Source organism: Undibacterium sp. Ji83W, assembly GCF_049340385.1.
Classification (GTDB): Bacteria; Pseudomonadota; Gammaproteobacteria; order Burkholderiales; family Burkholderiaceae_D; genus Undibacterium.
Map to the genome: position 1 here is coordinate 389,008 of NZ_JBMPOZ010000002.1, position 11,870 is coordinate 400,877.

Here is an 11,870-nt window from a genome sequence, read left to right on the forward strand (position 1 = left end):
TAAATGCTCATATCTATCGCTGACCTGGCAATATGTTATTTCTTGCTAAGAGATCATTGTTCTTGTAAAAAACATAGTGCCTAAATGCCACATGGTCTTATTACCTAGCCTTGTAAGCATATTAGCATTTTTTAAAAAACAATAATGAGGAATAAGCAATGCAAGATTAAAAGATGGAAAAGAGAATATATCGCTCTTGGGGAATTGATCGCCAGTAGTCAGCGTAGCCTGAATATAAATTAGAGGAGATGCCTGAATTTTGCATGATCAACGAAGCCAGATCGATGCAGCATGATGATGGCTTCCTGTGTATTGCCACCGACTGCATCTTGTAGCGTGTACTGATCCAGTGCCGTATAAAACACAGACAGTGCCTGATCAAGTACCGATTTGAGCTGGCAATTTCCCCGTAGTACACAAGGCGGAACGGCACAGTTAATCAATGCGTCCCCGCCTTCCAGTTCACGAATAATGCTACCCAGGCGATAAGTTTTTACATCTTGGGCCAGTGCCATACCACCACCTTTACCTCTGGTAGTGATGATCCAGTTTTTTTGCGCCAGAAAATGCACGACCTTGACGAGGTGATTGCGGGAAATAGCAAATTTAGTGGCAATTTCACTAATGGTCACTGGCTCTAGCCTGTCTTTGTGACTCAGATACATGAGTACGCGCAAACCAAGATCGGTAAAATGTGTTAATTGCATAAATAATTTTCTAATATTTCCCTATGGCTTGCCCATGTTAATACAATTAATACAGAACCGCAGCAAAGCAATACCATAGGTTTTTATTCATCGAACCTATGGCATCGTGATGAACTCATCAGTGCGCAAAGCCACCGCTGCCAAAAGCTTCCTTATGTATGCGTGAGGATGCAATGCCCAGACTTTGCAAACTGGCGATTTGCGCCTGCATGAATGGGCGCGGCCCGCAAACATAATAATCAGCATCAGGAAGTATGAAATCGGTCGCCACCGTTTTCATATCCAACCGGCCTTGCTGATCATAATCTACAGATCGCTGATCTTCAGCACGCGGCGCTTCATAATATGTCAGCGATTCGACTTGAGTATATTGCTCACTTAGTGCACGCACTTGCTGTTTGAAGGCATGCACCCCGCCGTGTCGGCAAGCGTGTACGAAACGAATTTTGCGTGTCGTCTTTTGTTTGAGCAAATGCTCAAGCATGGCCAACTTTGGCGTGACACCAACCCCTGCACTGATCAAGACCACAGGCGTGTCCCGGTCTTCATGCAAGATATAGTCACCCATGGGTGGTGCGACATCCAGTACAGAACCTTCATGAAAATCTCTGTGCAATACATTGGACACCAGACCTGCAGGTTTTTCTGCCAGTTCAGCTTCGCGTTTGACCGAGATACGCAAATACTCCTGGCCTGGGGCGCATGACAGGCTGTATTGACGTGGTTGCATCATACCCAGTTCAGGTACAAATACTTTGACCGAGATGTACTGGCCGGGTTTGTAGTCAGGCACTGAGCCGCCATCCGCAGGTCGTAAATAGAAAGAAGTAATCTCTTCGCTTTCAATTACTTTTTTGCTGATGATGAAACTGCGCCACCCTGTCCAGCCGCCGGGTGTCATGGCTGCCTTTGCATAAATCGCAGCTTCTTGCGCAATCAATACATCAGCGAGTTGCCCATACGCTGCGGCCCAGGCTGCCAGCAGTTCATCACTGGCCGCATCCCCCAGCACTTCTTTGATCGAAGCCAGCAAATGCATGCCTACGATAGGATAGTGCTCTGCCCTGATACCCACGCTGACATGCTTGTTCGCGACCAGGGTCAATACCGGCATCAGCACCATGGGGTTATCTATATGCTCGGCATAAGCCAGCACCGCCATAGCAAGTGCTTGTTGCTGGCTACCTGATTGCTGATTGCCCTGATTGAAAACAGGTTTCAGTTCCGGATTATGAGAAAACATGCGCGCATAAAAATGGCGTGTCAGTGTGACTCCATGTTCTTTCAATACTGGTACTGTGGCTTTTACTAGGTTTCTTGTATGAATGTCTAACATATTCAATCTTATAGATATAATTTAAATACATGTTTAAAGTCAAATTAAACGGTGAAAAACTTTAAACAACCGGGGAATTCAAAGCTGATGTATCGCCATCATATTCCACATAACATGTATTGTAAATACATTTTTAAAATCACTATATCTGACTATCAATAGCTCAATGAAATCCGGGACTTAAAAAGGGTATGAATCCATGTGATTACATTAAAATCACGGCAAGAGATTCATACCCATAGTTGTAGTGGTCACTACAGTAAGCGACTATGTCTGGGCAATTTTGCTGAAAGATACTCCAGTTGATCAGCGATCACATTTCTTCCACTTAAAATGAAATGCTCGAAACGGCAAGGCGCATACGGCACATATATCAAAGGTTTGAAGTCATGCACGAACTTGTTGCCTTTTGCATGATTACAATCTTTGCAGGCGGTCACACAATTTTCCCAGGCATCTTTTCCACCGCGTGAGGTTGGCAAAATATGATCACGTGACAGTTCCTGATACGGGAAGGTCTCACCACAATATGCGCAGATATGCCTGTCCCTGGCATACAGCAGCCTGTTGCCATCGCCCAAAGGGATTTGGTGACGGCTGTTTTTAGACATGCGTTCACTATTACGTATAGAGATAATAGGCTTGATGAAAATCCTGGATTGTTCACCATCCTTGTTATAGCCACCGCGCAGCATAAAGACTTGATCACCAATATCCCATGCCACTTTTTTTGCCGCGTACTGAGTCGCAGCATCGTTCTGACTTATCCAGTCATACGGCACTCCAGCTATATCCAAAACCAATATTTGTTGCATACATCACCTGTTTGTATGGGATGTTTTTCCAATTTGGGAAGACGGACTGATAAAACTCGCTGCACACGCCACCAGCATGCCACCAATAAAACGGCAATTTGCTCTTTCATTGTAGACACGAATTGCTGATGCTGTAAGGCATGATTGTTAAAATTCGCCAGAATGGACTTTCATCCATGTCTAGCGGCGTTTTTTCCAGGAATATTCTGGCCCGGCATCAGCAACACCTGCATGGCCGACTGAATCCGGGTTTTCACAAGACATGGTGATATGGCGAATCGCTGCGCCGTGACGCTGCTCTGCACGCAAAGACTCAGTAAATCGCAAGGCATCAGCCATGCATTCATTGGCAAACTCTTTTGAGCATGCCAGTTCTTGTCCATCAATACGAATGGACCAATAAATCATAAACATAATTTTCTATTTTTCTTGTTTTTATAAGATGACAAAGTACATACCGCAATCTGACATGGATATTGGCCTCCTCCTTGAGGAATATACCCATGTATAAAGTATCGGCCCCATCACAAAATGAAGCGCGCCAGCATGTTAGAAGTGACCTGATCTCAAGTCACTTTTAACATGCTGTAAATATCGCAGGATATTTACAGCATACCCCCTCCCCGCCATGTGTACAGAACACAGCAGAAGGGTTTATCAATACATCTTCCCGAATTGTTAAAGAATCCCGTGTTATCCGGCGTTTTCCGGCACGACCGCCAATCGGCGGGTTTTACTACTGGGTTTCTAAAGCGCACCTGTCAAAGCATGAATTTTAAAAACCATAAAAGGCAAAAAGCCCGGAGCTTTGCAGGCATCCGGGCTTTTCAGCTCTCATCTGGAAGCAGTTTCATCTGCTTTCCTGATTTCAAGGGTTGGCACCCCGAATGTCCATCATGATGGTCCTATAAAATGCGAGATCCCAGCCGCCATCCTGGCCGCTAAAGTGGGTGGCTGTTTCGCATGTCGTTGACCGGGCGGGAATTACCCCCGCAGCAAAATATTCAGCTTCGCTTATTTCCATCCACTTGCCCAATAGCCGCCCAGCTCGCGCCGCGAGGCTTGAGCTTGCTTGATCCAGCGATTGATGAGTGTTTTGGGTATTCATAGATTTGTTAATTGCCAAGCTTTTTTAATTTTCACCATGTTATCTTGTCATAGCTTTCTTTAATTAACAAGCCTTTTAAAGAATAATTTCTTCATTTAAAGAAGAAATTATATTTACTGTGACGTTTACGTCAGGATTTAGGTAAACAATCTCGTAATAAACGATTCGCTACCTCTTTGAGTTCAATTTGCAATTGTGCCGGTTTACGTATTTCAAAATCAAAAGGCAAAGCGGCCAATTGCCTTGCAAACCAAGTCAAATCTTCGGACTGGTTATACAGCAGCACTCCCTCCGTAGTCTGTTCCAACACGGCTATCGTGTCAGGCAAATGTCTGCGCGCTCTTTGCATATCTGTTTTCAACATCACTTCCACACTAAAGGCACGTGGGATAGTCGCCACAGCGCTACGCAAATAACTGAGTACACTGAAATGGACGGGGCTATCAAAATGCAGGGTCTGCAAATCTGCTTGTATCACCCTGTCCAGCCTGAAACTGCGTATGTCTTGTCGCAAATGACAAAAGCCAACGACATACCAACATGCTGCATGAAAGGCCAGGCCGTAAGCATCTACCATCCTCTCACTTTCCACATCATTTGCCCCTCGATATCGCAAGTGTATGGATTGTTTGTGTGCGACGGCATGACTTAGCCTGGCTAATATTTCTTTATCGGCCGGCACCACTGCAGATTGAAGATTGAGTTCTATCGCTGCATCTGCTGCCTTCAATCTTTGCCTGAGTTTGTCTGGCAGAATTCTTTGTAATTTTGCTTGTGCACTTTCTATCGATGATGCGGCATCAAGCAGTTTCATTTGACGTGCGACAGACAGGGCAATGGAGATGGCAAAGCCCTCCTCCTCATTAAACATCATGGGCGGCAATTTAAAGCCGGGCATGATGGAATAACCACCATGGCGCCCGCGCACCGTCATGATGGGTATCCCCATTTCTTCGAGGGTGACAATGTAGCGCCGCAAGCTGCGCCGGTCAATTTCCAGCATGCGCGCCAGATCTGCGCCGCTCACTTGGCCTTGATTTTGCAAGAGTTCCAGCAATGCCAGGACGCGGGTGGTTGGATGATAGCTTTGAGACATAAACCAAGTTTATTCATTTAATAGGATTAATTATCCCCTATATATTCTCTATCCTTTTATTTATTGCTTCTACCGAAGCATATTTACCAAGGAGAGAACATGAATTCAGCAGTCAATACTACTCAAGCCTCAGGCATCAACGACTTTGATTTTTTTATTGGTAACTGGCAGGTTAAGCATCGCCGCCTCAAGGAGCGACTTGCCAACTGCCAGGAATGGCTGGGGTTTGATGGCAATACGTCGGTCAGCAAAATCCTTGGTGGTGCTGGCAATATCGATGACAATTTGCTTGAAATGCCAGATAGTGCCTATCGTGCAGCAACCTTGCGTTCATATGATGCAGAAAAAGACCTGTGGTCTATTTGGTGGCTGGATGGCCGCTATCCCACACAACTTGACGTACCTATGCAGGGTCGGTTTATAAATAGCATAGGCGAGTTTTATGCGGATGACACATTTGCTGGCCAGGCAATACGCGTACGCTTTTTATGGAGCATGCCAGCCACAGATCAACCGCGTTGGGAACAGGCATTTTCAGTCGATGGTGGCATTAATTGGGAAACCAATTGGGTCATGGATTTTCAGAGAGTAGGCTAGGTCAGCACACCTGTCATCCATGCTTTCATGATCAATGCTGACGGTCGCTTACAAAGTTATTGGGTTTGGGCGGGAAAATCGTTGTTCTACGACCTCTTCCCCCCATTGGCGGCCAGGCAACTCTTCAAGCAGCACAAAACCTGCCTCTTCGTAAAGACGTCGTGCTGCATCCAGTCCTTTAAATGTCCACAGCTGTATTTCACTGAATTGCTGTTGATCACAGAATGAAATTGCCTCCTTGAGCAAGCGCCTGCCTATCCCGCTACCACGTAATTCGTCATCAACAATAAACCAGCGAAGGTGAGCAATATTGTTGCCGAAGTCTTCGCCATCGATCGCGACGGTAGCGACAATCTTGCCTTCACTAACTGCAAACCACAGTCGATTCATCGGATTATTCAGGCGACCAACAAACTCAGCCATGCCGCTGGCGACTTTGGCTTCGAAGAAATGCCCAAATCCGACTGTCCGTGCGTAATAGCGAGCATGCATTTCCACAGCACGACCGAGCACCCCGGGGTGATAACCGCATTGTATGCTTGCGTGTGGGAAGGTAGCAGGCGACACCCTCTTGCGACTAATCGCCAATGCGTCTGCATATATGGTCAATCCATCCACTACTTTGCCATGAATTGATATGGGAATATTTTCCAGCGCACTGCTGACCTGTATCTGGGCAAACTGGTTGATGGCAGCCAGGGTTTGCTTGCCTTTTGCTGTCAAAGCAAGTTGCTTTTCTCGTGCATCCTTTTGACTGCTGGTTTCTACCAGTTCGCCACTTTCTATCAGTTTGCGCACCATACGGCTAACACTGGATTTTTCCAGACACAGTATCTCGCAAAGCGCAGTTGCGCTATGCGCGTCATGTTCACCAATCTCAATTAAGGCATGTACGGCAGACGCAGGAAGACCGGTACCAGCCAATGTCGGTTTCATGAAACCAAGCTCACGCACCAGCCTGCGCGACGCATCTCGAATTCCCTGGACTGGGGGTGGAGAGATAGCAGCGCTCATAGTTGATCCATTTTTAGTTGCATATTGCAACTATATTCCTGAACGCAGCTTTCATGCAAGAGTTTATTGGGGCACACGCGATTGGAACACGCGCATGACGTGAAATTAATAAATTGGCAAATTTGTTACTAAAGGAAAAATAAAGCAATAAAGCTCTGAGGAATCGCAAAGCAAGTCACTCCCAGCATGCATAGCGATTGAAACATAATCGGTATTGATATATATTCTCATTATCATTTAGAGTTACATTTTTTCTTCGCCACAGGAATTTCGCCATGAGCAGTTTGCCATTACAGCAAGCAATTTCTACCACATTGAATCTGATGAAAGTCGGTGACTCTGGCGTCGTTGAAGATGTGCAAGAACAAGGCGATGCGAAAGACGACAGCCTGTTCAATATTACCCGCCGCCTGAAAGAGCTAGGCTTTGTCAAAGGCGAAGCGGTAAAGATATTACACAAAGGTTATTTTGGTGGAGAACCGCTGGCAGTCAGGGTAGGCCAGTCTACCTTTGCACTGCGAAATTTTGAAGCAGCCTTGATTGGTGTTATCCCAGGCGTTACTCACTCAGGAAAAGTAGGAACATAGTGAACGAATTGTTTTCTCCGCTCATCGCTCTTGTCGGTAACCCTAACTGCGGAAAAACTGCACTCTTCAATCGATTGACAGGTGCACGGCAAAAAGTAGCAAACTATGCAGGCGTCACGATAGAACGGAAAGAAGGTAAATTCCGTTCTAATGCAGGGCGTCAATGGCAGGTGCTGGACTTACCAGGCACCTATAGCCTGCATGCCATCACCCCTGATGAAAAAATTACCCAGGAAGTAGTCACCGGTCAGCGCACCGATGAAACCATGCCAGATGCTGTGGTCTGCGTAGTCGATGCCACCAATTTGAAACGCGGATTGCGGGTAGTATTTGAATTGCTGGCGCTAGGCCAACCATTGATACTGGCGGTGAACATGATGGATATCGCCAAGAAGCGCCATATCCATATTGATATTGCTGCATTGAGCCGCAAGCTGAATATCCCTGTGGTCGAGACCATTGCAGTTGACCCCAAAGGGATTGATGCCCTCCTGACTGAACTGGAGGCGCTGGCGCAAACGCTGCAACCAAATGGCAACGTCACACCGCATGCACTTTCTGCACAGAGCCCGGAGAGCTTGCAACAACAAGCCAACGCGGTGCTGGAAGCCTGTGTCACGCAAGATGTTGATGCAGTCAGCGAACGAGCTGCCAGTTTGAGTTATCGCATGGATAGCTGGATTTTGCATCCAGCTATAGGCCCCGTCATTTTTGCGACCCTGATGTTCCTGGTATTCCAGGCTGTGTTTGCCTGGGCACAGGCACCAATGGACTTGATCAAGTCAACTATCGATGCGGCTGGTACCGCAGTTGAATCAGCACTGGCGCCCGGAGTACTGCAAGGCTTGCTGGTGAAGGGCGTGATAGGCGGTGCTGGCAGTGTACTGGTATTTCTGCCGCAGATTGTCATCCTGTTCTTCTTCATTTTGATCATGGAAGATTCTGGCTATTTGCCACGTGCTGCCTTTTTGCTGGACAGAGTCATGGGCAAAGTCGGCCTGTCTGGTCGCGCCTTTATTCCACTGCTGTCGAGTTTCGCCTGTGCCATCCCCGGCATCATGGCAACGAGGACGATACAAAATCCGCGTGACCGCCTGGTGACCATCATGATTGCACCTTTGATGACTTGCTCAGCGCGCCTGCCAGTGTATGCCCTGATCATTGCCGCCTTCATCCCTGACCAGACCGTATTAGGCATATTGAATTTGCAGGGACTGGTGCTGTTTGTCTTATATCTTGGTGGCATAGTTTCCGCCATGCTGGTGGCCTACTTCTTTAAAAAGAAATGGGGCAGCGAAGTACATCAACAGGCTTTGATGCTTGAGTTGCCTGACTATCGCTGGCCAAATGTACGCAACCTGCTGCTGGGTTTGTGGGAAAGAATCAAGATTTTCACTACCCGCGTCGGCACCATTATCCTGTCGCTCATGATTTTGCTATGGTTCCTCAGCAGCTTCCCTGGCGCACCGGAGAATGCAACGCAGCCACCGATTTATTACAGTATTGCTGGCTATCTGGGTCGCGCGCTGGAAGTGATATTTGCGCCTATTGGTTTTAACTGGCAAATCTGTATTGCCCTGGTACCGGGATTGGCAGCGCGCGAAGTTGCTGTCGCCGCACTGGGTACGGTATATGCACTCTCACAATCCGGCGAAGAATTGAGTCGCTCACTGGAACCGCTGATCGCTCATTCATGGAGCATACCAACTGCCCTTTCCCTGCTGGCCTGGTATGTTTTTGCACCGCAATGCGTGGCGACCCTGAGCGTTGTCAAACGTGAGACCAATACCTTGCGTTATCCAGTCATCATGGCGGCTTATTTATTTGGTCTGGCTTATTGCGCCTCTTTCCTGACCTATCATATTTCCAGCTTTTTCCTGGGGAGATAAGACATGCAAAACCTCATCGCGGTTCTGTTGCTGACTCTGGCATCCGGGTATCTGTTATTGAAATGGATGCCTGCAGCGGCTAAGGAAAAAATCAGGGCATTCAGCGTCAGCCATGTCCCGGCACTTGCGCCTCTGTTCGCTAAACTGGTCCAGCAAACCGCAGGTTGTGGTTCTGGTTGCAGTAATTGCGCATCTTCATCAAGCGACACTTGTTCCACATCTTCCGAATTAAAACCTGTAAAACTGATCCGTAACGCATCCAATCAAAGATAAGAGCGGGCATATGCCTGCATTTCATTGGCAGTCACGCTGAATTGATGTATCCTCAAAAAAACAGAAACAATTTCTGACATATTGATACAAGCAAAGGCCGTAGCTGGATATGAACGCAAGCATCTACGACAAGACCGAAAAAGGCCGCGAAGAAATCACCACCAGAAAGTATCAACTGGCATCCAGATTGCGTACTTTACTGGTCATGATAGACGGCAAGCAAACTGCCACTGATATCATGAAAAAAGTGGCCGCTTTGGGTTTGACAGAACAAAATCTGCAGGAACTGCTGGAACAGGAATTCATTATTGAAATCGCTGTACAGGCCGAAACTTCTCCCACCGTTACAGATTCATCTCCAGCATCTGAATCAATAGCAACGACAACCAACATTGCAGCAAAATCGCCAGATCCTGTTGCACTGGAAATGACAGATGCCGAGCGTTTCCAGGCACTATACAACTTCTACAATGAGACTATCAAGAGTGCCATAGGCTTGCGTGGTTATGGGCTGCAACTCAAGGTAGAGCGTGCAGCAAATATCGATGATTTTCGTGCCCTGCGACAGACATATGTAGAGGCAGTTCAAAAAGCCAAGGGGCCAGAAATGGCACGCAGCCTGAGCGACAGGCTTGATTTACTTCTTGGTAAAGCTTGATTGAGTAAAAGCCTGGCCAAGTAAAATTTAAATAGTCAACAAATTGTGCACGTAAAAAAGCCAGGCGAACCTGGCTTTTGCTTTATTCATTACACGCTTATTCCCACTTATTCAATACCCTGGCTGCTCAGGTATTCCTCATACGTACCCTGGAAGTCGATGATTTTATTTTCCTTGATTTCCAATACACGTGTCGCCAGGGACGAAACGAATTCGCGGTCATGCGAAACGAAAATCAAAGTGCCGGCATATTTTTCCAGTGCGATATTCAACGACTCAATGGATTCCATATCCATATGGTTAGTTGGCTCATCCATCAGCAAAACATTATGGCGACCCAGCATCAGTTTGCCATACATCATGCGACCTTTTTCACCACCGGACAACACCTTGACTGATTTTTTGACGTCATCACCACCAAACAGCAAACGACCCAGGATAGAGCGTACGGCCTGGTCATCATCGCCCTCTTGTGTCCACTGACCTATCCAGTCCGTCAGGTTTTTATCAGATGCAAATTCTTCGGTAGGATCTTGCGGCATATAGCCAACATTGGCATTTTCTGCCCATTTGACAATGCCATAGTCAGCATGCATACCAGTGATGTCATCACCACCTATGCAACGCAACAGCGTGGTTTTACCAATACCATTGGCACCGATAATCGCGATTCTTTCACCCGCTTCAACCATCAAATCGACATTCTTGAACAATGGCTTATCGTAAGCCTTGCTCAGGGATTGCACTTCTACGGCCAGGCGATGCAATTTCTTTTCGCCATCGAAACGCACGAAAGGATTTTGACGACTGGATGGTTTGAAATCTTCAATCTTGATTTTATCAATCTGCTTGGCACGCGAAGTTGCCTGACGCGCTTTGGATTTATTGGCAGAGAAACGACGGACGAAGTCTTGCAGCTCAGCGACCTTTTCCTTGGCCTTGGCATTGTTCGCCATTTGCTGCGCACGTGCCTGTGACGATGCCAGCATGTAGTCATCGTAATTACCCGGATACACTTTCAGTGTACCGTAATCCATATCTGCCATGTGCGTACATACCTGATTCAGGAAATGGCGATCATGGGAAATGATGATCATGGTGGAATTGCGCTCGTTCAGAATATCTTCCAGCCAGCGTATGGTATTGATGTCCAGGTTATTGGTTGGTTCATCAAGCAGCAAAATATCCGGGTTGGAGAACAAGGCCTGTGCCAGCAAGACGCGCAGTTTCCAGCCTGGCGCAACCGCACTCATGACGCCCTGATGCTGATCAATTGGTATGCCTACGCCCAGCAACAATTCACCGGCGCGCGCTTCAGCGGTATAACCATCATATTCGGCGAACTTGGCTTCCAGGTCTGCGGCTTTCATGTAGTCGTCGTCAGTTGCTTCAGGATTGGCGTAAATCGCATCCCGTTCTGCCATCGCGGCCCACATCTCGGTATGACCCATCATGACCACTTCCAGCACACGCATTTCTTCAAACGCAAACTGATCCTGGCGCAATTTACCCAGGCGTTCATTCTGATCCAGCATGACCGTGCCTGAAGATTGCTCAAGGTCACCACCAAGAATCTTCATGAAGGTGGATTTGCCGCAGCCATTGGCACCGATCAGGCCATAACGGTTACCTTCGCCAAATTTGACAGAGATATTTTCAAACAGCGGCTTGGGGCCAAACTGCATGGTGATATTAGCGGTAGAAAGCACAGAAAACCTTTTGCAATAAAGATGGGGATTAACCGCGCATTATAGCATTGTGCTTTTGGTGACTTGCAGACAAGCCCATGA

At 47.1% G+C, this 11,870-nt stretch carries 12 protein-coding genes; 5 read left to right on the forward strand and 7 right to left on the reverse strand.

The window, feature by feature from the left end; translation table 11 throughout:
* Nucleotides 1–239 precede the first annotated feature (239 nt).
* The 5 genes from ACO0LD_RS05880 to ACO0LD_RS05900 all read right to left on the reverse strand — a co-directional run bounded on the left by ACO0LD_RS05880 (nucleotide 240) and on the right by ACO0LD_RS05900 (nucleotide 5,062).
* Nucleotides 240–707 carry an Rrf2 family transcriptional regulator gene (locus ACO0LD_RS05880; protein ID WP_423004692.1) on the reverse strand — a complete coding sequence of 156 codons (468 nt, stop codon included), beginning with the start codon at nucleotides 705–707 and terminating at the stop codon, nucleotides 240–242.
* A gap of 118 nt (nucleotides 708–825) precedes the next feature.
* Complete coding sequence (gene hmpA, locus ACO0LD_RS05885) at nucleotides 826–2,043, reverse strand: NO-inducible flavohemoprotein (RefSeq protein ID WP_423004694.1); 1,218 nt, start codon at nucleotides 2,041–2,043, stop codon at nucleotides 826–828.
* Nucleotides 2,044–2,297: 254 nt separating this feature from the next.
* Nucleotides 2,298–2,858: an HNH endonuclease gene (locus ACO0LD_RS05890; protein ID WP_423004696.1), complete on the reverse strand. Its 561-nt coding sequence runs from the start codon at nucleotides 2,856–2,858 to the stop codon at nucleotides 2,298–2,300.
* A 180-nt stretch (nucleotides 2,859–3,038) separates the two neighbouring features.
* A complete protein-coding gene (locus ACO0LD_RS05895) occupies nucleotides 3,039–3,266 on the reverse strand; it encodes a hypothetical protein (RefSeq protein ID WP_423004698.1) in 228 nt (75 codons plus the stop codon).
* A gap of 830 nt (nucleotides 3,267–4,096) precedes the next feature.
* On the reverse strand, nucleotides 4,097–5,062 hold the full coding sequence (locus ACO0LD_RS05900; protein ID WP_423004700.1) for a helix-turn-helix transcriptional regulator: 966 nt from the start codon (nucleotides 5,060–5,062) through the stop codon (nucleotides 4,097–4,099).
* A gap of 99 nt (nucleotides 5,063–5,161) precedes the next feature.
* Here ACO0LD_RS05900 and ACO0LD_RS05905 point away from each other — a divergent pair, with 99 nt between their 5' ends.
* Nucleotides 5,162–5,659 (forward strand): DUF1579 domain-containing protein, encoded by a 498-nt coding sequence (locus ACO0LD_RS05905; RefSeq protein ID WP_423004702.1) that lies wholly within the window; start codon nucleotides 5,162–5,164, stop codon nucleotides 5,657–5,659.
* A gap of 48 nt (nucleotides 5,660–5,707) precedes the next feature.
* Here the strand turns inward: ACO0LD_RS05905 and ACO0LD_RS05910 are convergent, their stop codons facing one another.
* Nucleotides 5,708–6,673 carry a bifunctional helix-turn-helix transcriptional regulator/GNAT family N-acetyltransferase gene (locus ACO0LD_RS05910; protein WP_423004704.1) on the reverse strand — a complete coding sequence of 322 codons (966 nt, stop codon included), beginning with the start codon at nucleotides 6,671–6,673 and terminating at the stop codon, nucleotides 5,708–5,710.
* 275 nt (nucleotides 6,674–6,948) lie between these two features.
* Here ACO0LD_RS05910 and ACO0LD_RS05915 point away from each other — a divergent pair, with 275 nt between their 5' ends.
* The 4 genes from ACO0LD_RS05915 to ACO0LD_RS05930 all read left to right on the forward strand — a co-directional run bounded on the left by ACO0LD_RS05915 (nucleotide 6,949) and on the right by ACO0LD_RS05930 (nucleotide 10,080).
* Nucleotides 6,949–7,260, forward strand: a complete 312-nt coding sequence (locus tag ACO0LD_RS05915; protein WP_423004706.1) for a FeoA family protein — start codon at nucleotides 6,949–6,951, stop codon at nucleotides 7,258–7,260.
* Nucleotides 7,260–9,149 carry a ferrous iron transporter B gene (gene feoB, locus ACO0LD_RS05920; protein WP_423004708.1) on the forward strand — a complete coding sequence of 630 codons (1,890 nt, stop codon included), beginning with the start codon at nucleotides 7,260–7,262 and terminating at the stop codon, nucleotides 9,147–9,149. Before ACO0LD_RS05915 ends, feoB begins: the two co-directional genes overlap by 1 nt.
* A gap of 3 nt (nucleotides 9,150–9,152) precedes the next feature.
* Nucleotides 9,153–9,422: a hypothetical protein gene (locus tag ACO0LD_RS05925; RefSeq protein ID WP_423004710.1), complete on the forward strand. Its 270-nt coding sequence runs from the start codon at nucleotides 9,153–9,155 to the stop codon at nucleotides 9,420–9,422.
* Nucleotides 9,423–9,531: 109 nt separating this feature from the next.
* Complete coding sequence (locus ACO0LD_RS05930) at nucleotides 9,532–10,080, forward strand: hypothetical protein (protein WP_423004712.1); 549 nt, start codon at nucleotides 9,532–9,534, stop codon at nucleotides 10,078–10,080.
* Nucleotides 10,081–10,187: 107 nt separating this feature from the next.
* Here ACO0LD_RS05930 and ACO0LD_RS05935 read toward each other — a convergent pair whose 3' ends face one another.
* On the reverse strand, nucleotides 10,188–11,789 hold the full coding sequence (locus ACO0LD_RS05935; RefSeq protein ID WP_423004714.1) for an ABC-F family ATPase: 1,602 nt from the start codon (nucleotides 11,787–11,789) through the stop codon (nucleotides 10,188–10,190).
* Between the last annotated feature and the right edge of the window lie 81 nt (nucleotides 11,790–11,870).